The sequence below is a fragment of the Stenotrophomonas sp. 57 genome, from assembly GCF_030291075.1.
In the GTDB taxonomy this organism is placed as follows: Bacteria; Pseudomonadota; Gammaproteobacteria; order Xanthomonadales; family Xanthomonadaceae; genus Stenotrophomonas.
On sequence record NZ_CP127407.1, the window covers coordinates 841764 to 868566 of the forward strand.

The following is a 26803-nucleotide window of genomic DNA, read 5'->3' on the forward strand; positions in this document are numbered from 1 at the left end:
CGGGCAGGCACCGTATTGGAAGGAGCCATGGCAGGACTGCGACTGATCGTCGGTCTGGGCAACCCCGGATCGGAACACGCCCGGACCCGGCACAATGCCGGGTTTCATTTCGTTGAGGCCCTGGCTGAAAAAGCCGGTGCACGATGGAATGTGGACAGCAAACTGTTCGGCGAGACCGCCAAGGTCGAGATTGCCGGGCAGACGGTGTGGCTGCTCAAGCCCGCCACCTTCATGAATCTCAGTGGCAAGTCGGTCACCGCCGCGCAGCGGTTCTGGAAGATCGAACCGGAAGAAACCCTGCTGGCCCACGACGAACTGGACCTGGCGCCCGGCGTGGCGCGGCTGAAGTTCGACGGTGGCCACGGTGGCCAGAACGGCCTGCGTGACACCATCCGCCTGCTCGGTCACGGCAAGTTCCATCGCCTGCGCGTGGGCATCGGCCATCCCGGCCACAAGGACCGCGTGGTGGGTTGGGTGCTCGGCCGCCCGTCCAAGGATGACGACGTGCTGATCGCACGCGCCATCGACGATGCGATCGACGTGATGCCGCTGGCGGTGCAGGGCGATTTCAGCGAAGCGATGAAGCGCCTGCACACGCCGAAATAACCCGCTTTGGGTAGGTGCCAACCGTGGTTGGCGCCGCTGTTGATCGACCACACCGAGATGGATTGGCCAAGCAGCGCGCGCGCTGTTTCACCAATCACTTTCACCCCAGAGAGCTGTCACCCATGGGTATCAAATGCGGCATCGTCGGCCTGCCCAACGTCGGCAAGTCGACCCTGTTCAATGCGCTGACCAAGGCGGGTATCGCCGCGGCGAATTTCCCGTTCTGCACCATCGAACCGAACGTCGGCATCGTGCCGGTGCCGGATCCGCGCCTGGGCGAACTGGCAGGGATCATCAACCCGCAGAAGGTCATTCCGACCGCGGTCGAGTTCGTCGACATCGCCGGCCTGGTGGCCGGTGCGGCCAGCGGTGAAGGCCTGGGCAACAAATTCCTGGCGCACATCCGCGAAGTCGATGCGATCACCCACGTGGTGCGCTGCTTCGAGCACGGCGACATCGTGCACGTGGCCGGCAAGGTCGACCCGATCTCGGACATCGAAACCATCGATACCGAACTGGCGCTGGCCGACCTGGACAGCGTCGAGAAGGCGCTGAACCGTGCCGAGCGTGCAGCCAAGGGCGGCGACAAGGACGCAGCGGCGCGCAAGCCGGTGCTGGCCAAGCTGCAGGCGGCGCTGTCGGATGGCAAGGCTGGCCGTTCGGTCGGCCTGGACGATGAAGAAAAGGCGCTGGTGCGTGACCTGTTCCTGCTGACCCTGAAGCCGGTGATGTACATCGCCAACGTGCTGGAAGATGGTTTCGAGAACAACCCGCACCTGGAAGCCGTGCGCGCGCATGCCGCCGCCGAAGGCGCGCAGGTGGTGCCGGTGTCGGCCGCCATCGAAGAGGAGCTGTCGCAGCTCGACGATGAGGACCGCGATACCTTCCTGGCCGATCTGGGGCTGAGCGAGCCGGGCCTGAACCGCGTGATCAACGCGGCCTACAGCCTGCTGGGCCTGCAGACCTACTTCACCGCCGGCGTGAAGGAAGTCCGTGCGTGGACCGTGCGCAAGGGCGCTACCGCCCCGCAGGCCGCCGCGGTCATCCACACCGACTTCGAGAAGGGCTTCATCCGCGCCGAAACCATCGCGTACGACGACTTCATCAAGTACAAGGGCGAAGCCGGTGCCAAGGAAGCCGGTCGCCTGCGCCTGGAAGGCAAGGAATACCGCGTGCAGGAAGGCGACATCCTGCACTTCCGCTTCAACGTCTGATCCAGCGGTAGCGGATCGACCCTGGACGCCCCGCCTTGTGCGGGGCGTTCGCGTTTCCGGCGCCGCGCTGGTGGCTGGTGAAAAATTGACCATGCATTGAAACGCTTGCGCGGCAAGCCTCGCGCACACTTGTCCACACCAAACCCCCACCACTTTCCACGCGCGGTGTGGAAAACCCCGTGTGCCGCTGTAGAGCCGAGCCCATGCATCGGCTGATGCCGGCCGGCGCCGAGCATGGGCTCGGCTCTACGGCGCTTGTCCGCGAAGCGTGGACAAATATTCGCCACGCTTCCAAACGCCTGCGCGGCAATGCTCGCGCCCACTTGTCCACACCAAGTTCCCATCGCTCTCCACGTCTGGTGTGGAAAACAATCGAAGCGCATGGATAAAAAATCACCACGCCCGGAAATGCCTGTGGGACAACGATCGCGCCCACTTGTCCACACCTAGTTCCCATCGCTCTCCACGTCCGATGTGGAAAACCCGCGTGGCCCGCTCTGGTAGTCGCCCACCTTGGCGGGGCGTGGCAGATCAGTGCCTACCAACGTGGGCATCTGGCAGAGCCAGGTTCCCCAACGACAAGGCCCGCCAATGGCGGGCCTTGTCGTCCACGTTCTGCAGTGCGGCGTGCCTTACAACGCGCTGCCACCAAACTTGTGGGTGTACTGCAGGTTGATGGTGCGGCCGACGCTGTCGAACCAGGACACGTCGTAGTACGGGTAGGCGGTGTACGTGGCGTCTTTCGGCGGCATCTTGTTGAACACGTTGACCACTGCCAGCGACAGGCGCGAATGGTCGTCGAAGCGGTACTGCACCGAGGCGTTGTAGCGGTACGTCGCCTTCACGTACGGGCTGTCGCCGCTGTCCCAGTCGAACGACTGGTCGTAGTTGTCCGAAGTCGGCAGCTTGCCCAGGCGCGAGCCATAGACCGTGGCCGACCACGCGTCCTTCTCCCAGGTCACGCTCAGGCTGGTCTTGGTGCGCGGAATGTCGAAGCCGCTGTTGACCGCGAACTGGTCCAGGGTCGGATCGCCGGGGTAGCGCTGGAAATCGTGCTTCTTCACCCAGGTGTGGGTGCCGTTGAGGATGAAGTCGCCGATGCCGGTCTGCACGCGGTAGCGCAGGCCGACATCGATGCCGGAGGTCGACTCGCGGGCAACGTTGATCGGGGCCACGCGCACGCCATACAAGCGGCCGTCGCTGGTGCGGGTGATGCGGTCGAGTGCATCCACGCAGGTCGGCGAGTTGATGTCCGCGCTGCCGAGCCGGCAGTTCGCTTCATTGGCCAGGATCGTGCGCACGTCCATGTCCTGCACCTGCTTGCGCATGTCGATGTCGAACCAGTCCACCGAGAGGTCCAGGCCGATTGCCGGCGACCAGACAAAGCCGGCGCTCCACGAGGTGCTGGTTTCCGGGTCGAGCTGGCGGTTGCCGGTGCGGCTGCGGATCAGGTTGCGCTCGTAATCGGAACAGTCGCTGGCTTCCTCGAGGCGGCAGGTGTACAGGTCCTCGGCGCTGGTCTCGTCGTTGCCCGGTCCGGCAAACACATAGTGCAGGTCCGGTGCGCGGAATGCAGTGCCGTAGGAGCCGCGCACCAGCAGGGTATCGATCGGGCGCCATTCCAGGCCGCCGCTCCAGGTGGCCTTGCCGATGGTGTGGCCGGAATAGCGGTACTGGTCGTAGCGGCCGGCCACGCTCAGGTTGACCGTCTCGTGCAGCGGCATGCGCAGCTCGGCCGCCGTGGCCCAGCGGTTGCGCGAGCCGTTGCCGTCCGAATCCTTCCAGCTGTAGTAGTAGTACTGGGTAGCCAGCGGATCGGGATTCAGCGAGTACGCCTGCTGGCCCACTTCCACGGTCGCGGCGAAGCCGGCGTCACCGCCCGGCAGGCCGAACAGTGCCGAGTTGGTCAGGGTGAACGCGGCCGTCTCGGTGCGCGACTTGGGCGAATAGGTGGTGCGTGCGGCGATCGAATCGTACTCGGCGCGGGTGAGCGGCCGGTACAGGCGTGACGGGTCCGCGTTGTAGATCGGGAAGCCATCATCATCCACGCCCAGCTGCGGGCCCAGGAACAGGTCATTGGCCTTGGCTGCGATGATCTGCGCCCAGCTGATCCGCGACTGGTACTGCGAATGGCTCAATGCCGCTTCGTAATCCCAGTTGCCGGTCAGGTTGCCCTTGAAGCCGGTGGTCACGCTGAAGGTCTTCTGCGTGCTGCGCACCATTGCATTGCGCAGTCCGCCCATTTCCTCGGGTGAGAACTGGCGCTGCCAGAATTCGATCTCGCCGGTGGCTTCATTGTTGAAGTAGCCCGACTCGTCACCGCTGGCGTCCATGCGGCCCCAGCTGGTGACGTCGCGCATCAGCGACATCGTGTGGTAACCCAGCTGCACGTCGGCGAACCATTGCTGGCCGTTGTCGAAGTCGTAGCTCAGCGAGGCGTAGCCATTGGCGCCGCGGCGCTTGCTGAGGATGGTGCCGTAGCCGATCGACGCTTCGCTGCCGCAGTAGTAGCCGTACTTCGGCCGATAGGCATGGTAGGTGGTGCCCTGGTTCTGGCCGGCCAGCGCCTCGCAGGTGGCGGCGCCCGGGTCCAGGTAGTCATCGTTGTAATCGGTACGCAGGTAGGCGCGGCGCGCGATGCGCGAGCCTTCGGTCGGCGCGTCCTGGGTCGAATCCTGGATGTCGCGCTCATACGCCCACAACGGCGTCTGCGACTGCAGCTCGACGCTGTACACGGCGTTGAAGTTGCCACGACTGAAACCGCTGGCCAGGCTCATGTCGAACGACTCGCCACCGCCTTCGCTGGTGGTGCCCATGCGCATGTCGATCGTGGTGCCGTCGGCCTTTTTCTTCAGGATGAAGTTGACCACGCCGGCGATCGCGTCCGAGCCGTAGATGGCCGAGGCACTGCCGGTCAGCACTTCGATGCGCTCGATCATTCCCAGCGGGATGTTGGAGACGTCGGTGAAGTTGCTGCGGCCCTTGAACGGCATCGGGAAGTCGGCGATGCGGCGGCCGTTGACCAGTACCAGCGTGTGGTTGGGGCCGAGGCCGCGCAGGTCCACCTGCTGGGCGCCCGGCGAGAAGTCGGCGCCACTGGAAGACTGCTGGCTCTGCGTCTCACCGCCGTTCTGGGTCATCGCGCGCAGCACGTCCGGCACGGTCGTAAAGCCGCTGGAGCGGATCTGCTCGGCGCTGATCACCGTGATCGGGGCAGGACCTTCCACCTGGGCGCGGGGAATGCGCGAACCGGTGACCTGCACCGCATCCAGTTGTTGAACCGAAGAGGAAGCCGGAGCCTGGGCCGCCGCGGAAGCAGCCACGCCCATCAACGCCAGCTGGATCGACCACGCCATCGCCTTTCTACGCATGAGGAATTCTCGGTATTGAAGCCGGCCCGCAGAGGAGGAGCCCTGTCCCCCATTCAGATTTCCGGAATGGGCGCGCGCATTTAACGCCTTTTTCATGCCCTTGACTACTGGGTCCCTATCTGGCAAAGAGTGAAAACGCTTGCAAGTCGATTTTGTTCAGGGAGATCAAGATGCGACGCCTCCACAGCCCCCTGCGCGGACCCTTTCTCTGGCTGGCACTGCTGGTCCTGGCCTGGCCGCTGGCGGCCGTTGCGCAGGATCTGCAGGGGCCGGGCCTTGCCTATTACGAAGTGGGTGACCTGGAGGCGCCGAGATCCGGCCCGCGCGCACCGGCGATGATGCTGATGGGAGGCGGCGAATGGGTGCCCGAAGCCTTCCGGTGGTGGCTGAAGCAGGCCGGCAACGGCCGCGTGCTGATCCTGCGCGCCTCCGGCGGCGACGAACTTCAGGAGCGGCTCTATCACGAGATCGGCGGCACCACCGCGGTACAGACCCTGGTCTTCGACAGCCGCCGCGGCGCCGACGATCCTGCCGTGCTGCGCGTGGTTGCCGCGGCCGATGCCATCTTCATCGCCGGCGGCGACCAGTCGCGCTACATCCGCTTCTGGAAGGGCACCGCGCTCAACCGCGCGCTCAACGCGCATGTGCGCGCCGGCAAGCCGATTGCCGGTACCAGTGCTGGCCTGGCGATACTCGGTGGCTATGCCTACGGCGCGATGGATGGCGGCAGCATCACCTCTGCCGGTGCGCTGGCAGACCCGATGGGCAGTGCGGTGACCATGGACAGCGGCTTCCTGCAGATGCCCTACCTGCAGCGTGTGGTCACCGACACCCATTTCGACAAGCGTGACCGGCTCGGACGCCTGATCGTGTTCGTGGCGCGCGCCGCACAGGACAGTGGCGACCCCGACATCGTCGGCATCGGTGTCGATGAGGACACCGCGTTGTGCGTGGAGCCGGATGGCCAGGCCCAGGTCTACAGCGTCGACGGCGACGGCAAGGTCTGGGTGGTCAGCCCCGGCCGTGATGCCGACCGCCTGGTGGAGGGCGAGCCACTGCGCTTCCATGCCGTCCCGGTGACCGTGGTCGCCAGCGGCAGTCGCATGCGCCTGGATGACTTCCAGGCCGAGGCTGACTACCAGGCCGTGGCCGACGTCAGCGATGGCGAGATCGAAGTCATCCGCCAGTGACCCGGCGATCCTGTGGTCACGCATGGGATGCTGTAGAGCCGAGCTCGCGCTCGGCTGCCTTTCAATCGAGGCATCAGCCGAGCATGCGCTCGGCCCTACCATGATGCCTCCCTTGCCCACTTGCTGGAGACGTACCCGATGAAACTGCGCCTGGCGCTGTCCGCGCTGCTGTCCCTGCCGTTGCTCGCCCAGGCCGCGCCGGCCACCGCGCCGATGCTGGTCATCCACGGTGGCGCCGGCGTCGAGCGCAAGGATCTGTCGCCGGCCGAAGAGAGGGCGGCACGCGACGCGCTGCGGGCGGCGCTGCTGAAGGGGCATGCCGAACTCGCCGCGGGTCGTCCGGCGCTCGCTGCGGTCACCGCAGCGATCACCGTGCTGGAGGACGATCCCACCTTCAACGCCGGCAAGGGTGCAGTGTTCACCCACGACGGTCGCAACGAGCTGGATGCGGCTCTCATGGACGGCGCGAGCCAGGCGGCGGGCGCGGTCGCGGGCGTGCAGCGGGTGCGCAACCCGATCCTGCTGGCGCAGACCGTGATGCAGAAATCCAAGCACGTGATGATGGTCGGGCAGGGTGCCGAGGCATTTGCGGTGGAGCAGGGCATCACCCTGGTCGATCCGTCGTACTTCCGCACCGACAAGCGCTGGCAGCAGCTGCAGCGCGCGCTGAAGGAGGAGGCCAGCGGCCAGGCGCATGCCGACCTGGAGACCGCAAAGCACTTCGGCACCGTGGGTGCGGTCGCATTGGACGCGCAGGGGCATCTCGCGGCGGGCACCTCCACCGGAGGCATGACCAACAAGCGCTATGGGCGTGTGGGTGATTCGCCGATCATCGGCGCCGGTACCTGGGCTGACGCGCGCTGCGCGGTGTCTGGCACCGGCTGGGGCGAGTACTACATCCGTACTGCCGCCGCGCATGAGATCTGCGCGCGCATGCGCTACCAGGGGCAGACCCCGGAACAGGCCGGCAAGGGCGTGATCAACGAGACGATCCCGCAGATGGGCGGCGATGGCGGTGCGATCGTGCTTGCCGCAGACGGAAAAATGGCCACGCCGTTCAACACCCAGGGCATGTACCGGGGCTGGATCGGCGCCGACGGCGTCCCCCATGTCGCAATTTTCGCCAGCGAGACCCTGCCGGTCCCCGGGCAATAACCTTGCGTATCAATGGGTTTGCGACAACGTGTGAAAAAGATGGAAAAAAGCGTTGACACGCCCCCGTCCCATCAGCAGAATAAGCGGCTCACCACCACACACCGCAACGCTTCGGCGGCAACGGGATGGGGTGGTAAGGAGGGATACCCAAGCGGCCAACGGGGGCAGACTGTAAATCTGCTGGCTTACGCCTTCGGTGGTTCGAATCCACCTCCCTCCACCAGTTTCACGTTGTGACATTCCCGGCGCGGGAGTAGTTCAATGGTAGAACCTCAGCCTTCCAAGCTGATGGTGCGGGTTCGATTCCCGTCTCCCGCTCCATTGAATGAACTTTGAATATTATCGAGTTCATGTCATAATGCAAAACTCGGCTCACGTAGCTCAGTCGGTAGAGCACTTCCTTGGTAAGGAAGAGGTCGAAGGTTCGATTCCTTTCGTGAGCACCATCTTAAGCATCACCTCTCAGACGAATTCGAGATAAGCAGCCATGGCCAAGGGTAAGTTCGAGCGCACCAAGCCGCACGTCAACGTCGGCACCATCGGTCACGTCGACCACGGCAAGACCACGCTGACCGCCGCACTGACCAAGATCGGTGCCGAGCGCTTCGGTGGCGAGTTCAAGGACTACTCCTCGATCGACGCCGCTCCGGAAGAAAAGGCTCGTGGTATCACGATCTCGACCGCACACGTCGAATACGAATCCCCGGTCCGTCACTACGCCCACGTCGATTGCCCGGGCCACGCTGACTACGTCAAGAACATGATCACCGGTGCCGCCCAGATGGACGGCGCGATCCTGGTGTGCTCGGCCGCTGACGGCCCGATGCCGCAGACCCGCGAGCACATCCTGCTGTCGCGTCAGGTCGGCGTGCCGTACATCGTCGTGTTCCTGAACAAGGCCGACATGGTTGACGACGCCGAGCTGCTCGAGCTGGTCGAAATGGAAGTGCGCGAGCTGCTGAGCAAGTACGACTTCCCGGGCGACGACACCCCGATCATCGCCGGTTCGGCCCGTCTGGCGCTGGAAGGCGACCAGAGCGACATCGGCGTGCCTGCCATCCTGAAGCTGGTCGACGCCCTGGACAGCTGGATCCCGGAGCCGGAGCGTGCGATCGACAAGCCGTTCCTGATGCCGGTGGAAGACGTGTTCTCGATCTCGGGCCGCGGCACCGTGGTGACCGGTCGTATCGAGCGCGGCGTGATCAAGGTTGGCGACGAAATCGAAATCGTCGGCATCCGTCCGGTGCAGAAGACCACCGTGACCGGCGTTGAAATGTTCCGCAAGCTGCTGGACCAGGGTCAGGCAGGCGACAACGCTGGCCTGCTGCTGCGCGGCACCAAGCGTGACGACGTCGAGCGTGGCCAGGTTCTGGCCAAGCCGGGTTCGATCAAGCCGCACACCAAGTTCGAAGGCGAAGTCTACGTCCTGTCGAAGGACGAGGGCGGTCGTCACACCCCGTTCTTCAACGGCTACCGCCCGCAGTTCTACTTCCGCACCACCGACATCACCGGCGCAGCTGCACTGCCGGAAGGCGTCGAAATGGTGATGCCGGGTGACAACGTCAAGATGGTCGTCACCCTGATCAACCCGGTGGCAATGGACGAAGGCCTGCGCTTCGCCATCCGCGAAGGTGGCCGTACCGTCGGCGCCGGCGTGGTCTCGAAGATCATCGAGTAAGCCTGCAGTACCGGTGGTTGCATAGCGCCGCCGGTTACGCGAATGGCGGGCCGGGAACCTCGGTCCGCCTTCGCCGTCTAAGGGAAGGCAAGTTTTCAACGTACGCCAGTAGCTCAATTGGCAGAGCAGCGGTCTCCAAAACCGCAGGTTGGGGGTTCGAGTCCCTCCTGGCGTGCCATCTGCCCACCTTATCCAGCGGCCTGGGCCGCTAAAGCAGACACAGCCTGATGAATAGCAAGATCGAACACTCCAAGGACACCTCCGCCAACGGTGGGGATATCGTCAAGTATGTCGCCGCATCGCTGCTGGTGCTGGCCGGTCTGTTCGTCTGGTTCTGGTTCTCCGCCGACTCCGGTCGCGCCGCCCAACTGGGCGCGTGGGCGGGTCAGCTGCGTGCGTTGGCGGTCGTGGTCGGTCTGGTTGGCGGTATCGGCGTGTTCATGCTGACCGGCAAGGGGCGCGACACCCGCGAATTCCTCTCCGAGTCGCGCTTTGAGCTGCGCAAGGTGGTCTGGCCGACGCGCCAGGAAGCCATCCGCATGACCTGGGTCGTGATCGTCGTGGTGCTCATCCTCAGCCTGCTGCTGGGTGGCTTCGACTTCCTGATCCAGAAACTGACTCAGTGGTTCCTGAGCCGCTAAGGAGATTTGCATGAAGCGTTGGTACGTCGTTCACGCCTATTCGGGCTTCGAGAAGTCGGTGGCGCAGGCTCTGCGCGATCGCATCGTCCGTGACGGCATGGAAGAGCGCTTCGGCGACGTCCTGGTCCCGACCGAAGAAGTGGTCGAGATGCGCGCTGGGCAGAAGCGCCGCTCCGAGCGCAAGTTCTTCCCGGGTTACGTGCTGGTCCAGATCGAGACCCACGAAGAAGCGGGTATTCCGCGCATCGACAACGAAAGCTGGCATCTGGTCAAGGAAACCCCGCGCGTGATGGGCTTCATTGGCGGCACCGCCGACCGTCCGCTGCCGATCGCCGATTCCGAGGCCGAGGCCATCCTGAACCGCGTTCAGGAAGGTGTCGAGAAGCCGCGTCCGAAGGTGCTGTTCGAGCCGGGCCAGATGGTCCGTGTCACCGATGGCCCGTTCAACGATTTCAATGGCGTCGTCGAAGAAGTCAACTACGAGAAGAGCCGTCTGCGCGTCTCGGTGCTGATCTTCGGTCGTGCCACTCCGGTCGAACTCGAGTTCGGCCAGGTCGAAAAGGCCGTCTGATCCCACTGTAGAGTCGAGCCATGCTCGACTCCGGACGAGAAACCGGGCGTGGCCCGGTTTCTCGCGTTTACGTGCCGCTTCAGGCATGTGAAGAAAAAACCTGATATAGTGCGCGGCTCCCCGCTGGGAAGCCAGCAGGACGAGGCCGCCGCAAGGTGGCCTTCAGCATGATTTCAAAACGCGATGCCGGGACGCGTGATTCCCGGTCCGATGGGGAGCCTGTTGTCGAAAGGCGCTAGCACCCGGAGAGCATACTCATGGCAAAGAAAGTTGTCGGTTACATCAAGCTGCAGGTGAAGGCCGGTCAGGCCAACCCCTCGCCGCCGGTCGGTCCTGCGCTGGGTCAGCGCGGCCTGAACATCATGGAATTCTGCAAGGCGTTCAACGCTGCCACGCAGAAGCTCGAGCCGGGTCTGCCGGTTCCGGTGATCATCACGGCCTACTCGGACCGTACGTTCACCTTCATCACCAAGAGCACCCCGGCCACCACCCTGCTGAAGAAGGCCGCTGGCATCTCGTCGGGCTCCAAGCGCCCGAACACCGAGAAGGTCGGCAAGGTCACCCGTAAGCAGCTGGAAGAGATCGCCAAGGCGAAGGAACCGGATCTGACTGCCGCCGATCTGGACGCCGCCGTGCGTACCATCGCTGGCTCTGCCCGTTCCATGGGCCTCGTGGTGGAGGGTTAATAAGATGGCACAGACCAAGCGTGAGAAGGCCATCAAGGCCGCCGTCGTTCCGGGCAAGGCATACGCCTTCGAGGACGCGATCAACATCCTGAAGAACGCCACCAAGGCCAAGTTCGTCGAGTCGATCGACGTTGCTGTGCGCCTGGGCGTCGATGCGAAGAAGTCCGACCAGCAGGTCCGTGGCTCCACCGTGCTGCCGGCCGGTACCGGCAAGTCGGTCCGCGTCGCCGTGTTCGCTCCGGCCGGTGCCAAGGCTGACGAAGCCCTGGCCGCTGGCGCCGAAGCCGTCGGCATGGATGACCTGGCCGAGAAGATGCAGGCCGGCGATCTGAACTACGACGTCGTCATCGCGACCCCGGACGCCATGCGCGTCGTCGGTAAGCTGGGCACCGTGCTGGGCCCGCGCGGCCTGATGCCGAACCCGAAGGTCGGCACCGTTTCCCCGAACCCGGGTGAAGCCGTGAAGAACGCCAAGTCGGGTCAGGTCCGTTACCGCACCGACAAGGCCGGCATCATCCACTGCACCATCGGCAAGGCCGACTTCGCCGAAGACGCGCTGAAGTCGAACCTGACCGCGCTGCTGCTGGACCTGATCAAGGCCAAGCCGGCCACCTCGAAGGGCACCTACCTGCAGAAGGTTTCGGTCAGCTCGACGATGGGCCCGGGCGTCACCGTCGACCAGTCGTCGCTGACCCTGAAGTAATTGTTTGAAGCGGTCACGGTGCCCTCGGGTGCCGTGGCCGTGACATTTGAAGGCATCGCTGGCAGTACATCGCCAGTGGTAGCCGTCAAAGACCGCAGGCGCGGTCGTGGCACTACCGGCGACGGGCACGGAAGCTCGATCTGGCAAGGAGTCGCCGCCGGAGCAGTCACGAACGCTTAATCGATTCCCCGGAATCAACCTGCGTAGATGGTGCCCTTCTGGAGTTTTTCTGGTTCACGCATGTCTGGGATTTCCCTGATTGCCTCCAGGTCTGGAACGGCCCACCCCCCGGAACATCATCCCGATGTTCCCGGCGTCCAGGACGGATGCCGCACAGGACCGCACACGGCAGGAGCCGTAAGCGGAGTTCAATAGGAGGAGTGCAATGGCTCTCAATCTGTCCCAGAAGCAAGAAGTAGTCGCCGAGCTGGCAGACGTCGCCGCCAAGGCCCACTCCTTGATCGCAGCCGAATACGCTGGCACCACGGTCGCCCAGATGACCGCGATGCGCAAGCAGGCTCGTGAAACCGGTGTTTTCTTGAAGGTTGTCAAGAACACCCTGGCTTCGCGCGCCGTTGAAGGCACCGAGTTCGCAGTCGCCCAGGACCAGATGGTTGGTCCGCTGCTGTACGCGTTCTCGCTCGAGGAGCCCGGCGCTGCCGGTCGCCTGATCAAGGAAGCCGCCAAGGGCAACGACAAGCTGAAGGCTAAGGTCGTCGCCATCGGTGGCGAAGTGTTCCCGGCAAGCCACGTCGAAGTGCTGGCCTCGCTGCCGACCCGCGATCAGGCCCTGGCCATGCTGGCCCGCGTCCTGACCGAGCCGGTCACGATGTTTGCCCGCGCCATCAAGGCCGTTGGCGAGAAGCAGGGTGGTGGCGATGTCGCCGCCGACGCTGCCGAGCCGGCCGCCGAGACCGCCTGAGTTTCGACTTACCGTGGTTCCTGACGGAACCTCAACCCAGAAAATCATCCAAAGGTATTAATCATGTCCCTTACCAACGAACAGATCGTCGACGCCATCGCCGAGAAGTCCCTGATGGAAGTGATGGAGCTGGTCAAGGCCATCGAAGAGAAGTTCGGCGTCTCCGCCGCTGCTCCGGTTGCCGTGGCTGCTGCCGCTGGCCCGGCCGCTGCTGTTGAAGAGCAGACCGAGTTCACCGTCACCCTGAAGTCGGCCGGCGACAAGAAGGTCGAAGTCATCAAGGCCGTCCGCGCCATCACCGGCCTGGGCCTGAAGGAAGCGAAGGACCTGGCCGAAGCCGGTGGCGTCCTGAAGGAAGGCGCTTCGAAGGAAGACGCCGAGAAGATGAAGAAGGACCTGGAAGCTGCTGGCGCGACTGTCGAAGTCAAGTAAGCAGTTACCTTGCATCGTCACCGATTCACGGCGATGCAGCCAAGGCTGGGGGCGTAAGCCCCCGGCCTTTGGTCGTTGTTGCGGTACTGGTAGGGTCGACTGTCAGTCGACTCCTGTGAAAGAAGTCGACTGACAGTCGGCCTTACCGTTTCAAAAGCAGCAAAAAGCCCAACACGGGCTGCAGTCAAACCCCGGCCGGCCAGCGCGGCGCGCGGCAGCAGGGGCGTGGTAGCAGACGAGTTGGCAGTTGGAAGTAGCGGGAGAAGGCGTGCTGGTGCCGGCAATACCAGCGACTTCCAACTGACAATTTCAAGTTTCCTTCTGGGTCGTGGACGCACGGCCCGCACAACAAGGTGGAAGACCTCATGACGTCCTATTCGTTCACCGAAAAAAAGCGTATCCGCAAGGATTTCGGCAAGCAGCGCTCGATCCTCGAAGTGCCGTTCCTGCTCGCCATCCAGGTGGATTCCTATCGTGAATTCCTGCAGGAAAACGTCGATCCGGCCAAGCGCACGGACCACGGCCTGCATGCTGCGCTGAAGTCGGTCTTCCCGATCGCCAGCTACAGCGGCAATGCTGCCCTGGAATACGTCGGCTACAAGCTGGGCGAACCGGTCTTCGACGAGCGCGAGTGCCGCCAGCGTGGCATGAGCTACGGCGCCCCGCTGCGCGTGACCGTGCGCCTGGTGATCTACGACCGTGAGTCGTCGACCAAGGCCATCAAGTACGTGAAGGAGCAGGAGGTCTATCTGGGCGAAATCCCGCTGATGACCGAGAACGGCACCTTCATCGTCAACGGCACCGAGCGCGTCATCGTCTCGCAGCTGCACCGTTCGCCGGGCGTGTTCTTCGACCACGACCGTGGCAAGACCCACAGCTCGGGCAAGCTGCTGTACAGCGCCCGCATCATTCCTTACCGCGGTTCCTGGCTGGACTTCGAGTTCGACCCGAAGGACGCGCTGTTCACCCGTATCGACCGCCGCCGCAAGCTGCCGGTGTCGATCCTGCTGCGCGCGCTTGGCTACAGCAACGAAGAGATGCTGGCCGAGTTCTTCGAGATCAACACCTTCCACATCAACCCGGATGAAGGCGTCCAGCTGGAGCTGGTGCCGGAGCGCCTGCGTGGCGAAACCCTGGGCTTCGACCTCGCCGACGGCGACAAGGTCATCGTGGAAGCCGGCAAGCGCATCACCGCGCGCCACATCAAGCAGCTGGAAGCCTCGGGCATCGCCGCCCTGGCCGTGCCGGACGACTACATCGTCGGCCGCATCCTGTCGCACGACGTGGTCGATGCATCGACCGGCGAACTGCTGGCCCAGGCCAACGACGAGATCACCGACGAGCAGCTGCAGGCCTTCCGCAAGGCCGGTGTGGATGCCGTGGGCACCCTGTGGGTGAACGATCTGGATCGTGGTCCGTACCTGTCCAACACCCTGCGCATCGACCCGACCAAGACCCAGCTGGAAGCCCTGGTCGAGATCTACCGCATGATGCGTCCGGGCGAGCCGCCGACCAAGGACGCCGCGCAGAACCTGTTCCACAACCTGTTCTTCACCTTCGAGCGCTACGACCTGTCCGCGGTCGGCCGCATGAAGTTCAACCGTCGCGTGGGCCGCAAGGAAACCACCGGCGAAGCCGTGCTGTACGACAGCAAGTACTTCGGTGAGCGCAACGACGAAGAGTCCAAGCGCCTGGTTGCCGCCCATGGCGACAGCTCCGACATCCTGGACGTGATCAAGGTCCTGACCGAGATCCGCAACGGTCGCGGCGTGGTCGACGATATCGATCACCTGGGCAACCGTCGCGTGCGTTCGGTCGGCGAAATGGCCGAGAACGTGTTCCGCGTCGGCCTGGTCCGCGTCGAGCGCGCGGTCAAGGAGCGCCTGTCGATGGCCGAGTCCGAAGGCCTGACCCCGCAGGAGCTGATCAACGCCAAGCCGGTTGCCGCAGCCATCAAGGAGTTCTTCGGCTCCTCGCAGCTGTCGCAGTTCATGGACCAGAACAACCCGCTGTCGGAAGTGACCCACAAGCGTCGCGTCTCGGCCCTGGGCCCGGGCGGTCTGACCCGTGAGCGCGCCGGCTTCGAAGTGCGCGACGTGCACCCGACCCATTACGGCCGCGTCTGCACCATCGAAACCCCGGAAGGCCCGAACATCGGCCTGATCAACTCGCTGGCCGTGTACGCCCGCACCAACCAGTACGGTTTCCTCGAGACCCCGTACCGCAAGGTCGTGGACGGCAAGGTCTATGACGAAGTCGAGTTCCTGTCGGCCATCGAAGAAAACGAGTACGTCATTGCGCAGGCCAACGCGCTGACCAATGCCGACAGCGTGCTGACCGAGCAGTTCGTGCCGTGCCGCTTCCAGGGCGAATCGCTGCTGAAGCCGCCGGCGGAAGTCCACTTCATGGACGTCTCGCCGATGCAGACCGTGTCGATCGCGGCCGCGCTGGTTCCGTTCCTGGAGCACGATGACGCCAACCGCGCACTGATGGGCGCCAACATGCAGCGTCAGGCCGTGCCGACCCTGCGTGCGCAGAAGCCGCTGGTCGGTACCGGCATCGAGCGCGCCGTGGCGCGTGACTCCGGTGTGACCGTGAACGCCCGCCGTGGTGGCGAGATCGTGCAGATCGACGCGGCCCGCATCGTGGTCAAGGTCAACGAGGAAGAGATCGTTGGCGCCACCGACGCAGGCGTGGACATCTACAACCTGGTCAAGTACACCCGTTCGAACCAGAACACCTGCATCAACCAGCGTCCGCTGGTCCAGGTGGGTGACGTCATCGCCCGCGGCGACGTGCTGGCCGACGGCCCGTCCACCGACATCGGCGAACTGGCCCTGGGCCAGAACATGCTGATCGCGTTCATGCCGTGGAACGGCTACAACTTCGAAGACTCCATCCTGCTCTCCGAGCGCGTGGTGGAAGAGGATCGCTACACCACGATCCACATCGAAGAGCTGACCTGCGTCGCGCGTGACACCAAGCTGGGGCCGGAGGAAATCTCCGCCGACATCCCGAACGTCTCCGAGCAGGCGCTGAACCGCCTGGACGAGAGCGGCGTGGTGTACATCGGTGCCGAAGTCCGCGCCGGCGACATCATGGTCGGCAAGGTCACCCCGAAGGGCGAAAGCCAGCTGACCCCGGAAGAGAAGCTGCTGCGCGCGATCTTCGGCGAGAAGGCTTCGGACGTTAAGGACAGCTCGCTGCGCGTTCCGCCGGGCATGGACGGCACCGTCATCGACGTGCAGGTCTTCACCCGCGACGGCATCGAGAAGGACAAGCGCGCCCGCCAGATCGAAGAGTCTGAAATCAAGCGCGTCAAGAAGGACTTCGACGACCAGTTCCGCATCCTGGAAGCGGCCATCTACATGCGTCTGCGTTCGCAGATCGTGGGCAAGGTGGTCAACGGTGGCGCTGGCCTGAAGAAGGGTGACGTGATCACCGACGCCTTCCTGGACGGCCTGAAGAAGGCTGACTGGTTCGCCCTGCGCATGAAGGACGAAGACGCTTCGGAAGCCATCGAACGCGCGCAGAAGCAGATCCAGGCGCACGAGAAGGAATTCGAGCGTCGCTTCGCCGACAAGCGCGGCAAGATCACCGCCGGCGACGACCTCGCCCCGGGCGTGCTGAAGATGGTCAAGGTGTTCCTGGCCGTGAAGCGCCGCATCCAGCCGGGCGACAAGATGGCAGGCCGCCACGGCAACAAGGGTGTGGTCTCCAACGTGGTGCCGGTCGAGGACATGCCGTACATGGCCTCGGGCGAAACCGTGGACATCGTGCTGAACCCGCTGGGCGTGCCGTCGCGTATGAACATCGGCCAGATCCTGGAAGTGCACCTGGGCTGGGCGGCCAAGGGTCTGGGTCGCAAGATCCAGGCGATGATGGAAGCCCAGGCCGCCGTTGCCGACCTGCGCAAGTTCCTGGACGACATCTACAACCACGACGACACCAACGTGGCCAACCGTGTCGACCTGTCGCAGTTCAGCGACGAGGAACTGCTGCGTCTGGCCCGCAACCTGACCGACGGCGTGCCGATGGCCACCCCGGTGTTCGACGGCGCCACCGAAGCGGAAATCAAGCGCATGCTGGAACTGGCCGACCTGCCGAGCAGTGGCCAGACCCAGCTGTACGACGGCCGCACCGGTGAAGCGTTCGATCGCCACACCACCGTGGGTTACATGCACTACCTGAAGCTGAACCACCTGGTCGACGACAAGATGCACGCCCGTTCGACCGGTCCGTACTCGCTCGTCACCCAGCAGCCGCTGGGCGGCAAGGCGCAGTTCGGCGGCCAGCGCTTCGGTGAAATGGAAGTCTGGGCGCTGGAAGCCTACGGCGCGGCCTACACCCTGCAGGAAATGCTGACGGTGAAGTCCGATGACGTGCAGGGCCGCAACCAGATGTACAAGAACATCGTCGACGGTGAGCACGAGATGGTCGCGGGCATGCCGGAATCCTTCAACGTGCTCGTGAAGGAAATCCGCTCGCTGGCCATCAACATGGAACTGGAAGACAACTGATCCATGCCGGCGCGGCGGTCCGCCGCCGCGCCGCTGGCAGTGAACTGAAAGCCCATCGACACAGCATTCCTCCTTCTGGAGAACACCATGAAAGACCTGCTCAACCTCTTCAACCAGCAGCGCCAGACGCTGGACTTCGACGCGATCAAGATCGCGCTGGCTTCGCCGGACCTGATCCGTTCGTGGTCCTTCGGCGAAGTGAAGAAGCCGGAAACCATCAACTACCGTACCTTCAAGCCGGAACGCGACGGCCTGTTCTGCGCCGCCATCTTCGGGCCGGTGAAGGACTACGAGTGCCTGTGCGGCAAGTACAAGCGCATGAAGCACCGCGGCGTCGTCTGCGAAAAGTGCGGCACCGAAGTGACCCTGGCCAAGGTGCGTCGTGAGCGCATGGGCCACATCGACCTGGCCTCGCCGGTCGCGCACATCTGGTTCCTGAAGTCGCTGCCGTCGCGCATCGGCCTGATGCTGGACATGACCCTGCGCGACATCGAGCGCGTGCTGTACTTCGAAGCCTACGTGGTGACCGAGCCGGGCCTGACCGCCCTGGAGCGCCGCCAGCTGCTGACCGAAGAACAGTACCTGCAGGCCCGCCAGGAACACGGCGACGACTTCGACGCCGCCATGGGCGCCGAGGCCGTGTACGAACTGCTGCGCACGATCGACCTGCAGTCGGAAATGACCCGCCTGCGCGAGGAAATCGCTGCTACCGGTTCGGAAACCAAGCTCAAGCGCCTCACCAAGCGCATCAAGCTGATCGAAGCCTTCCTGGAATCGGGCAACCGTCCGGAATGGATGGTCATGACCGTGCTGCCGGTGCTGCCGCCGGACCTGCGTCCGCTGGTCCCGCTGGACGGCGGCCGCTTCGCGACCTCCGACCTGAACGACCTGTACCGCCGCGTCATCAACCGTAACAACCGCCTGCGCCGCCTGCTCGAACTGAGCGCGCCGGACATCATCGTGCGCAATGAAAAGCGCATGCTGCAGGAATCGGTCGATGCGCTGCTGGACAACGGCCGTCGTGGCCGTGCCATCACCGGCACCAACAAGCGCCCGCTGAAGTCGCTGGCCGACATGATCAAGGGCAAGCAGGGTCGCTTCCGCCAGAACCTGCTGGGCAAGCGCGTCGACTACTCGGGCCGTTCGGTCATCGTGGTCGGCCCGTACCTGCGCCTGCACCAGTGCGGCCTGCCGAAGAAGATGGCGCTGGAGCTGTTCAAGCCGTTCGTCTTCGCCAAGCTGCAGCGTCGTGGCCTGGCCACCACCATCAAGGCCGCCAAGAAGCTGGTCGAGCGCGAAGAAGCCGAAGTCTGGGACATCCTGGAAGAGGTCATCCGCGAACACCCGGTGATGCTGAACCGTGCGCCGACCCTGCACCGTCTGGGCATCCAGGCGTTCGAGCCGGTGCTGATCGAAGGCAAGGCCATCCAGCTGCACCCGCTGGTCTGCACCGCGTTCAACGCCGACTTCGACGGTGACCAGATGGCCGTCCACGTGCCGCTCTCGCTGGAAGCCCAGCTGGAAGCGCGTGCGCTGATGATGTCGACCAACAACATCCTGTCGCCGGCCAACGGCGAGCCGATCATCGTGCCGTCGCAGGACGTCGTGCTGGGTCTGTACTACATGACCCGCTCGCTGGAAAACAAGAAGGGCGAGGGCATGGCCTTCGCCAACATCGCCGAAGTCAAGCGCGCCTACGACAACCGCGTGGTGGAATTGCACGCCAAGGTCAAGGTCCGCATCACCGAGGTGGTGACCGACGAAGACGGCAACAAGCAGAACAAGACCTCGATCGTGGACACCACGATCGGTCGCGCCCTGCTGGCTGAAATCCTGCCGGAAGGCCTGCCGTTCGCGCTGGCCAATGTCGAGCTGACCAAGAAGAACATCAGCCGCCTGATCAACTCCAGCTACCGCCAGCTGGGCCTGAAGGACACGGTCGTGTTCGCCGACAAGCTGATGTACACCGGCTTCGCCTACGCGACCCGCGCCGGCGTCTCCATCGGCATCGACGACATGCTGATCCCGGACGAGAAGAAGGGCATCCTCACCGAGGCCGAAGCCGAAGTGCTGGAAATCCAGGAGCAGTACCAGTCGGGCCTGGTCACCGCCGGCGAGCGCTACAACAAGGTGGTCGACATCTGGTCGCGCACCAATGAACGCATCGCCAAGGCGATGATGGACACCATCGGTACCGAGAAGGTGGTCAATGCCAAGGGCGAAACCATCGACCAGAAGTCGATGAACTCGCTGTACATCATGGCCGACTCCGGTGCGCGTGGTTCGCAGGCGCAGATCCGTCAGCTGGCCGGCATGCGCGGCCTGATGGCCCGTCCCGATGGCTCGATCATCGAGACGCCCATCAAGGCGAACTTCCGCGAAGGCCTGAACGTGCAGGAGTACTTCAACTCCACCCACGGTGCCCGTAAGGGTCTGGCCGATACCGCGCTGAAGACCGCGAACTCGGGTTACCTGACCCGTCGTCTGGTCGACGTGGCGCAGGACGTGGTGATCACCGAGGTGGATTGCGGTACCACCGAAGGCCTGATCATGACCCCGATCGTGGAAGGCGGCGACGTGGTCGAGCCGTTGAAGGACCGCGTGCTGGGTCGCGTGGTTGCCGAGGACGTGTTCCTGCCGGGCAACGACGAAGATCCGATCGTGACCCGCAACACCCTGCTGGACGAAGCCTGGGTGGCCAAGCTGGAAGATGCCGGCGTGCAGACCATCAAGGTCCGCTCGACCATCTCCTGCGAATCGGCCTTCGGTGTCTGCTCGCGCTGCTACGGCCGCGATCTGGCCCGCGGCCACCTGGTCAACATCGGTGAAGCGGTCGGCGTCATCGCCGCCCAGTCCATCGGTGAGCCGGGTACCCAGCTGACCATGCGTACGTTCCACATCGGTGGTGCGGCGTCTCGAGCTGCTGCGGTCGACAACATCACCGTCAAGACCACCGGCTCGGTCAAGTTCAGCAACCTCAAGTCGGTCGAGCATGCCAACGGCTCGCTGGTGGCAGTGTCGCGCTCGGGCGAAATCTCGGTGCTCGATGCCCACGGCCGTGAGCGTGAGCGTTACAAGCTGCCGTACGGTGCGACCATCACGTCCAAGGACGGTGATGCGATCAAGGCGGGCCAGACCGTGGCCAACTGGGATCCGCATAACCACCCGATCGTGTCGGAAGTGGCCGGCTTCATCCGCTTCATCGACTTCGTCGACGGCATCACCGTCATCGAGAAGACCGACGAGCTGACCGGTCTGGCGTCGCGCGAAATCACCGATCCGAAGCGTCGTGGTACCCAGGCCAAGGACCTGCGCCCGATCGTGCGCATCGTCGACGCCAAGGGCAACGACCTGTCGATTCCGGGCACCGACCTGCCGGCGCAGTACCTGCTGCCGCCGCGCTCGATCGTCAACCTGCAGGACGGCGCTGCCGTCGGCGTGGGTGACGTGGTCGCCAAGATTCCGCAGGAAGCGTCGAAGACCCGCGACATCACCGGTGGTCTGCCGCGCGTGGCCGATCTGTTCGAAGCGCGCAAGCCGAAGGATCCGGCAGTGCTGGCCGAGCGTTCGGGCATCATCAGCTTCGGCAAGGACACCAAGGGCAAGCAGCGCCTGATCATCAAGGACACCGATGGTTCGGAGCACGAAGAGCTGATCCCGAAGTACCGCCAGGTCATCGTCTTCGAAGGCGAGCATGTCACCAAGGGTGAAACCATCGTGGACGGCGAGCCGAGCCCGCAGGACATCCTGCGCCTGCTGGGTGTCGAACCGCTGGCCGCCTATCTGGTGAAGGAAATCCAGGACGTGTACCGCCTGCAGGGCGTGAAGATCAACGACAAGCACATCGAGGTCATCACCCGCCAGATGCTGCGCAAGGTCGAGATCACCGACCAGGGCAGCAGCAAGTTCCTGAACGGCGAACAGGTGGAGCGCCAGCGCGTTATCGAGGAGAATGCCCGCCTTGCAGCCCGCAACGAGCTGCCGGCGCACTTCGATCCGGTCCTGCTGGGTATCACCAAGGCCTCGCTGGCGACCGAATCGTTCATCTCGGCCGCGTCGTTCCAGGAAACCACCCGCGTGCTGACCGAAGCGGCCGTCCGCGGCACCTCGGACAACCTGCGTGGCCTGAAGGAAAACGTCATCGTGGGTCGCCTGATTCCGGCCGGTACCGGCCTGGCGTACCACAGCAACCGCCGTCGCGGCGCTTCCGGTCTCACCGAGTCGGAAATGCAGACCCTGGCCGGCACCCCGGCCGCGGTCGAGGCACCGGTGGTTGAAGCCGAAGCTGAACAGGCCTCGGAGGACTGAAACACGGGTCCGGCCTCAGGCCGGACCACCCGGGCGACCGGGGCAGGGCAGGGTGGGCCGTTCGCGGTTCACCCCGCCAACCTGAACGGGGTACATGGAGGCCCCCCAGTAACGTTCCGGGATCAGGAACGGGCTTGACAGAAGGCGTTTGACTGCTTTCCTGGCAGGTTGCTACAATCGTCTGTCTCAGCAGGCCAGAATTTTGGCCTGCTTTAACATTTCCGCATCTCTGGTCGGATTATCCGGCCACCAATCAGAAGAACCTACTGATGGCGACGATCAACCAGCTGGTCCGCAAGCCGCGGCAAGCGACCACCTACAAGAGTGCCTCGCCGGCGCTCGACAAGTGCCCGCAGCGCCGTGGCGTCTGCACCCGTGTCTACACCACCACTCCGAAGAAGCCGAACTCGGCTCTGCGCAAGGTTGCCAAGGTCCGCCTGACCAACCAGGAAGAAGTGATTTCCTACATCGGTGGTGAAGGCCACAACCTGCAGGAGCACTCCGTGGTCCTGATCCGCGGCGGTCGCGTCAAGGACCTGCCGGGTGTGCGTTACCACACCGTTCGTGGCTCGCTCGACGCCGCCGGCGTTGCCAAGCGTCGCCAGGCCCGTTCCAAGTACGGCGCCAAGCGTCCGAAGGCATAAGGAGAGAGCACAATGTCGCGTAAGGGTAATACTCCGCAGCGTTCCGTCCTGCCCGATCCGAAGCACGGAAGCGAAACCATCGCCCGTTTCATCAACATGGTCATGCAGAGCGGCAAGAAGTCCGTCGCCGAAAAGATCGTGTACGGCGCCATGGACGTGATCACCGAGAAGAACAGCAGCGCCAACGCCATTGAACTGGTGCAGAAGGCTCTGGACAACGTCGCTCCGGCGGTCGAAGTCAAGTCGCGCCGCGTCGGTGGTGCCACCTACCAGGTGCCGGTCGAAGTGCGTTCGTCGCGCAAGATGGCCCTGGCCATGCGCTGGCTGATCGACTCCGCGCGCAAGCGTGGTGAGAACACCATGCCGAAGAAGCTGGCTGCTGAACTGATCGACGCCTCGGAAAACCGTGGCGGGGCCATCAAGAAGCGCGAAGAAACCCACCGCATGGCCGAAGCCAACAAGGCCTTCGCCCACTACCGCTGGTGAGTTTGACGGCCTTGTAAAACAGGCAGGGCAGCACCACTTCGGTGCGTGCTGCCTCGCGGTCCCAGAAAGACTGCGCCAATCCGAAGGCCGCCGAAAGGCGGCGTTCGGCCATCCGAAATCCAAGAAATCTGAGAGGCTCCCGTGGCCCGTTCCACTCCCATCGAGCGTTACCGTAACTTCGGCATCATGGCTCACATCGATGCCGGCAAGACCACCACGTCCGAGCGCATCCTGTTCTACACCGGCAAGAGCCACAAGATCGGTGAAGTGCATGACGGCGCCGCCACCATGGACTGGATGGAGCAGGAGCAGGAGCGTGGCATCACGATCCAGTCCGCTGCCACCACCGCGTTCTGGAAGGGCATGGACAAGTCCCTGCCGGAGCACCGCTTCAACATCATCGACACCCCCGGGCACGTCGACTTCACCATCGAAGTGGAGCGCTCGCTGCGCGTGCTCGACGGTGCCGTCTTCGTCCTGTGCGCCGTCGGTGGCGTGCAGCCGCAGTCGGAAACCGTGTGGCGCCAGGCCAACAAGTACCACGTGCCGCGCATCGCGTTCGTCAACAAGATGGACCGCACCGGTGCCAACTTCCAGAAGGTCGTCGGTCAGCTGAAGGCCAAGCTGGGCGCGGTTGCCGTGCCGATGCAGCTGCCGATCGGCGCTGAAGACAACTTCAAGGGCGTCGTCGACCTGCTGAAGATGAAGGCCATCCACTGGGATGAGGCTTCGCAGGGCATGAAGTTCGAGTACGGTGAAATCCCGGCCGAACTGCAGGGTCCGGCTGAAGAGGCTCGCCAGTTCATGGTCGAGACCGCTGCCGAAGCCAGCGAAGAGCTGATGGAAAAGTACCTGGGCGGCGAAGAGCTGGCCGAGGCCGAAATCATCAACGCGCTGCGTACCCGTACCCTGGCCACCGAGATCGTGCCGATGTACTGCGGCTCGGCCTTCAAGAACAAGGGCGTGCAGGCCATGCTGGACGGCGTGATCCAGCTGCTGCCGTCGCCGGTCGACGTGCCGGACGTGAAGGGCGTGGACGTTGATGACGACACCGTCGAAATGACCCGCAAGTCGGACGACAAGGCGCCGTTCTCGTCGCTGGCCTTCAAGATCATCACCGACCCGTTCGTCGGCGCGCTGACCTTCTTCCGTGTCTACTCGGGCACCCTGAACGGTGGCGACACCGTGCTGAACTCGGTGAAGGGCAAGAAGGAGCGCATCGGCCGCATCCTGCAGATGCACTCGAACAACCGCGAGGAAATCAAGGAAGTTCTGGCCGGTGACATCGCCGCTGCCGTGGGCCTGAAGGACACCACCACCGGTGACACCCTGTGCGCCGTGGACGCCCCGATCATCCTGGAGCGCATGACGTTCCCGGAGCCGGTGATCTCGATGGCCGTCGAGCCGAAGACCAAGTCGGACCAGGAAAAGATGGGTCTGGCGCTGGGTCGCCTGGCGCAGGAAGATCCGTCGTTCCGCGTCAAGACCGACGAGGAATCCGGCCAGACCATCATCTCGGGCATGGGCGAGCTGCACCTGGACATCATCGTCGACCGCCTGAAGCGCGAGTTCAACGTTGAAGCCAACGTCGGCGCGCCGCAGGTGGCCTACCGCGAAACCATCACCCTGGCTGACGTCAAGTCGGACTACAAGCACGCCAAGCAGTCCGGTGGTAAGGGTCAGTATGGTCACGTCGTGATCGAACTGTCGCCGATCACCGCTGAAGACCGTGCCGATCCGAAGATCGCTCCGATGATCAAGGACGACTTCCTGTTCATCAACGACATCACCGGCGGCGTCATCCCGAAGGAATTCATTCCGTCGGTTGAAAAGGGCCTGCGCGAAACCATCACCAGCGGCCCGCTGGCTGGCTTCCCGGTCGTGGACGTCAAGGTGAAGCTGGTGTTCGGTTCGTACCACGACGTCGACTCCTCGGAAATGGCGTTCAAGCTGGCTTCGTCGATGGCCTTCAAGCAGGGCTTCGCCAAGGCCAAGCCGGTGCTGCTGGAGCCGATCATGAAGGTCGAGATCGTGACCCCGGAGGATTACCAGGGTGACGTGATGGGCGACGTCAGCCGTCGTCGCGGCGTGCTGCAGGGTTCCGACACCACCGGTGACGGTTCGGCCAGCATCATCAACGCGATGATCCCGCTGGGTGAAATGTTCGGTTACGCCACTGCGCTGCGTTCGCAGACCCAGGGCCGCGCCACCTTCACCATGGAATTCGATCACTACGAGCCGGCGCCGACCAACATCGCCGAAGCCGTCATGAAGAAGGGCTGAGCCTCGCTCGGCCTCTCTTGAAACCACTTACGAACAATCAAGGTATAGAACAATGGCAAAGGGTAAGTTCGAGCGCACCAAGCCGCACGTCAACGTCGGCACCATCGGTCACGTCGACCACGGCAAGACCACGCTGACCGCTGCACTGACCAAGATCGGTGCCGAGCGCTTCGGTGGCGAGTTCAAGGATTACTCCTCGATCGACGCCGCTCCGGAAGAAAAGGCCCGTGGTATCACGATCTCGACCGCGCACGTCGAATACGAATCCCCGGTTCGTCACTACGCCCACGTCGATTGCCCGGGCCACGCTGACTACGTCAAGAACATGATCACCGGTGCCGCCCAGATGGACGGCGCGATCCTGGTGTGCTCGGCCGCTGACGGCCCGATGCCGCAGACCCGCGAGCACATCCTGCTGTCGCGTCAGGTCGGCGTGCCGTACATCGTCGTGTTCCTGAACAAGGCCGACATGGTTGACGACGCCGAGCTGCTCGAGCTGGTCGAAATGGAAGTGCGCGAGCTGCTGAGCAAGTACGACTTCCCGGGCGACGACACCCCGATCATCGCCGGTTCGGCCCGTCTGGCGCTGGAAGGCGACCAGAGCGACATCGGCGTGCCGGCCATCCTGAAGCTGGTCGACGCCCTGGACAGCTGGATCCCGGAGCCGGAGCGTGCGATCGACAAGCCGTTCCTGATGCCGGTGGAAGACGTGTTCTCGATCTCGGGCCGCGGCACCGTGGTGACCGGTCGTATCGAGCGCGGCGTGATCAAGGTTGGCGACGAAATCGAAATCGTCGGCATCCGTCCGGTGCAGAAGACCACCGTGACCGGCGTTGAAATGTTCCGCAAGCTGCTGGACCAGGGTCAGGCAGGCGACAACGCTGGCCTGCTGCTGCGCGGCACCAAGCGTGACGACGTCGAGCGTGGCCAGGTTCTGGCCAAGCCGGGTTCGATCAAGCCGCACACCAAGTTCGAAGGCGAAGTCTACGTCCTGTCGAAGGACGAGGGCGGCCGTCACACCCCGTTCTTCAACGGCTACCGCCCGCAGTTCTACTTCCGCACCACCGACATCACCGGCGCAGCTGCACTGCCGGAAGGCGTCGAAATGGTGATGCCGGGTGACAACGTCAAGATGGTCGTCACCCTGATCAACCCGGTGGCAATGGACGAAGGCCTGCGCTTCGCCATCCGCGAAGGTGGCCGTACCGTCGGCGCCGGCGTGGTCTCGAAGATCATCGAGTAATCTGGTAGTATCTGCGCCCCGATGTTGCCTGGGTAGGGCATCGGGGCGTATCAAATGGGAAAGCAGGCACAGGATGTGCCTTGTGTTCCCCGGACCAGGAAGGGTCAATGCCATTCAGGCGGCGTCAACAGGCGACTGTTGACAGCTGCC

The 26803-nt window shown here is 63.9% G+C and carries 18 protein-coding genes and 4 tRNA genes; 21 read left to right on the plus strand and 1 reads right to left on the minus strand.

The genetic code is table 11. From position 1 onward, the window contains the following. The first annotated feature begins 27 nt into the window (after positions 1-27). Complete coding sequence (pth, locus tag QP512_RS03735; protein WP_008268208.1) at positions 28-606, plus strand: aminoacyl-tRNA hydrolase; 579 nt, start codon at positions 28-30, stop codon at positions 604-606. 122 nt (positions 607-728) lie between these two features. Further along, the gene (gene ychF, locus QP512_RS03740; RefSeq protein ID WP_019338145.1) at positions 729-1820 is read left to right on the plus strand and encodes a redox-regulated ATPase YchF; all 1092 of its coding nucleotides are present in this window, start codon (positions 729-731) and stop codon (positions 1818-1820) included. 632 nt (positions 1821-2452) lie between these two features. Here ychF and QP512_RS03745 read toward each other — a convergent pair. Next, positions 2453-5191 (minus strand): TonB-dependent receptor, encoded by a 2739-nt coding sequence (locus tag QP512_RS03745; protein ID WP_286071044.1) that lies wholly within the window; start codon positions 5189-5191, stop codon positions 2453-2455. 170 nt (positions 5192-5361) lie between these two features. Between QP512_RS03745 and QP512_RS03750 the strand changes: the two genes are divergently transcribed. The 19 genes from QP512_RS03750 to tuf (QP512_RS03840) all read left to right on the plus strand — a co-directional run bounded on the left by QP512_RS03750 (position 5362) and on the right by tuf (QP512_RS03840) (position 26653). Then, complete coding sequence (locus QP512_RS03750) at positions 5362-6381, plus strand: cyanophycinase (protein WP_286071045.1); 1020 nt, start codon at positions 5362-5364, stop codon at positions 6379-6381. Between the two features lie 138 nt (positions 6382-6519). After that, positions 6520-7536, plus strand: a complete 1017-nt coding sequence (locus QP512_RS03755; protein WP_286071046.1) for an isoaspartyl peptidase/L-asparaginase — start codon at positions 6520-6522, stop codon at positions 7534-7536. A 137-nt stretch (positions 7537-7673) separates the two neighbouring features. Then, positions 7674-7759 (plus strand) — tRNA-Tyr (locus tag QP512_RS03760). A 24-nt stretch (positions 7760-7783) separates the two neighbouring features. Next, a tRNA-Gly gene (locus QP512_RS03765) sits at positions 7784-7857 on the plus strand. A 49-nt stretch (positions 7858-7906) separates the two neighbouring features. Further along, a tRNA-Thr gene (locus tag QP512_RS03770) sits at positions 7907-7982 on the plus strand. A 41-nt stretch (positions 7983-8023) separates the two neighbouring features. Further along, positions 8024-9214: an elongation factor Tu gene (gene tuf / locus QP512_RS03775; RefSeq protein WP_004154360.1), complete on the plus strand. Its 1191-nt coding sequence runs from the start codon at positions 8024-8026 to the stop codon at positions 9212-9214. Positions 9215-9316: 102 nt separating this feature from the next. Further along, positions 9317-9392: transfer RNA gene (locus tag QP512_RS03780), tRNA-Trp, on the plus strand. A gap of 49 nt (positions 9393-9441) precedes the next feature. Then, positions 9442-9855, plus strand: a complete 414-nt coding sequence (gene secE / locus QP512_RS03785) for a preprotein translocase subunit SecE (RefSeq protein ID WP_286071047.1) — start codon at positions 9442-9444, stop codon at positions 9853-9855. A gap of 10 nt (positions 9856-9865) precedes the next feature. Beyond that, a complete protein-coding gene (nusG, locus tag QP512_RS03790; protein WP_004154362.1) occupies positions 9866-10426 on the plus strand; it encodes a transcription termination/antitermination protein NusG in 561 nt (186 codons plus the stop codon). A 257-nt stretch (positions 10427-10683) separates the two neighbouring features. Continuing rightward, positions 10684-11112 (plus strand): 50S ribosomal protein L11, encoded by a 429-nt coding sequence (gene rplK, locus QP512_RS03795; RefSeq protein WP_004145248.1) that lies wholly within the window; start codon positions 10684-10686, stop codon positions 11110-11112. A 4-nt stretch (positions 11113-11116) separates the two neighbouring features. Beyond that, positions 11117-11815 (plus strand): 50S ribosomal protein L1, encoded by a 699-nt coding sequence (gene rplA, locus QP512_RS03800; protein WP_248859368.1) that lies wholly within the window; start codon positions 11117-11119, stop codon positions 11813-11815. A 385-nt stretch (positions 11816-12200) separates the two neighbouring features. Further along, a complete protein-coding gene (gene rplJ / locus QP512_RS03805; RefSeq protein ID WP_010480377.1) occupies positions 12201-12737 on the plus strand; it encodes a 50S ribosomal protein L10 in 537 nt (178 codons plus the stop codon). Positions 12738-12800: 63 nt separating this feature from the next. Then, positions 12801-13169 (plus strand): 50S ribosomal protein L7/L12, encoded by a 369-nt coding sequence (gene rplL / locus QP512_RS03810; RefSeq protein ID WP_005408204.1) that lies wholly within the window; start codon positions 12801-12803, stop codon positions 13167-13169. Positions 13170-13534: 365 nt separating this feature from the next. Then, a complete protein-coding gene (rpoB, locus tag QP512_RS03815) occupies positions 13535-17689 on the plus strand; it encodes a DNA-directed RNA polymerase subunit beta (protein WP_049446770.1) in 4155 nt (1384 codons plus the stop codon). An 87-nt stretch (positions 17690-17776) separates the two neighbouring features. After that, on the plus strand, positions 17777-21997 hold the full coding sequence (rpoC, locus tag QP512_RS03820) for a DNA-directed RNA polymerase subunit beta' (protein WP_285317916.1): 4221 nt from the start codon (positions 17777-17779) through the stop codon (positions 21995-21997). 269 nt (positions 21998-22266) lie between these two features. Next, a complete protein-coding gene (gene rpsL / locus QP512_RS03825; protein WP_004145320.1) occupies positions 22267-22641 on the plus strand; it encodes a 30S ribosomal protein S12 in 375 nt (124 codons plus the stop codon). A 12-nt stretch (positions 22642-22653) separates the two neighbouring features. Continuing rightward, on the plus strand, positions 22654-23127 hold the full coding sequence (rpsG, locus tag QP512_RS03830; protein ID WP_004145321.1) for a 30S ribosomal protein S7: 474 nt from the start codon (positions 22654-22656) through the stop codon (positions 23125-23127). Positions 23128-23268: 141 nt separating this feature from the next. After that, positions 23269-25410: an elongation factor G gene (fusA, locus tag QP512_RS03835; protein WP_010480354.1), complete on the plus strand. Its 2142-nt coding sequence runs from the start codon at positions 23269-23271 to the stop codon at positions 25408-25410. A gap of 52 nt (positions 25411-25462) precedes the next feature. Further along, positions 25463-26653, plus strand: coding sequence for an elongation factor Tu (tuf, locus tag QP512_RS03840; RefSeq protein WP_004154360.1), 1191 nt, complete (start codon positions 25463-25465; stop codon positions 26651-26653). Positions 26654-26803 lie beyond the last annotated feature (150 nt).

Excerpts from the sequence above, each read along its gene's own strand:
- pth (WP_008268208.1), top strand. The coding sequence starts at position 28 with ATGGCAGGACTGCGACTGATCGTCGGTCTGGGCAACCCCGGATCGGAA.
- ychF (WP_019338145.1), top strand. The coding sequence starts at position 729 with ATGGGTATCAAATGCGGCATCGTCGGCCTGCCCAACGTCGGCAAGTCG.
- QP512_RS03745 (WP_286071044.1), bottom strand. The coding sequence starts at position 5,191 with ATGCGTAGAAAGGCGATGGCGTGGTCGATCCAGCTGGCGTTGATGGGC.
- QP512_RS03750 (WP_286071045.1), top strand. The coding sequence starts at position 5,362 with ATGCGACGCCTCCACAGCCCCCTGCGCGGACCCTTTCTCTGGCTGGCA.
- QP512_RS03755 (WP_286071046.1), top strand. The coding sequence starts at position 6,520 with ATGAAACTGCGCCTGGCGCTGTCCGCGCTGCTGTCCCTGCCGTTGCTC.
- tuf (WP_004154360.1), top strand. The coding sequence starts at position 8,024 with ATGGCCAAGGGTAAGTTCGAGCGCACCAAGCCGCACGTCAACGTCGGC.
- secE (WP_286071047.1), top strand. The coding sequence starts at position 9,442 with ATGAATAGCAAGATCGAACACTCCAAGGACACCTCCGCCAACGGTGGG.
- nusG (WP_004154362.1), top strand. The coding sequence starts at position 9,866 with ATGAAGCGTTGGTACGTCGTTCACGCCTATTCGGGCTTCGAGAAGTCG.
- rplK (WP_004145248.1), top strand. The coding sequence starts at position 10,684 with ATGGCAAAGAAAGTTGTCGGTTACATCAAGCTGCAGGTGAAGGCCGGT.
- rplA (WP_248859368.1), top strand. The coding sequence starts at position 11,117 with ATGGCACAGACCAAGCGTGAGAAGGCCATCAAGGCCGCCGTCGTTCCG.
- rplJ (WP_010480377.1), top strand. The coding sequence starts at position 12,201 with ATGGCTCTCAATCTGTCCCAGAAGCAAGAAGTAGTCGCCGAGCTGGCA.
- rplL (WP_005408204.1), top strand. The coding sequence starts at position 12,801 with ATGTCCCTTACCAACGAACAGATCGTCGACGCCATCGCCGAGAAGTCC.
- rpoB (WP_049446770.1), top strand. The coding sequence starts at position 13,535 with ATGACGTCCTATTCGTTCACCGAAAAAAAGCGTATCCGCAAGGATTTC.
- rpoC (WP_285317916.1), top strand. The coding sequence starts at position 17,777 with ATGAAAGACCTGCTCAACCTCTTCAACCAGCAGCGCCAGACGCTGGAC.
- rpsL (WP_004145320.1), top strand. The coding sequence starts at position 22,267 with ATGGCGACGATCAACCAGCTGGTCCGCAAGCCGCGGCAAGCGACCACC.
- rpsG (WP_004145321.1), top strand. The coding sequence starts at position 22,654 with ATGTCGCGTAAGGGTAATACTCCGCAGCGTTCCGTCCTGCCCGATCCG.
- tuf (WP_004154360.1), top strand. The coding sequence starts at position 25,463 with ATGGCAAAGGGTAAGTTCGAGCGCACCAAGCCGCACGTCAACGTCGGC.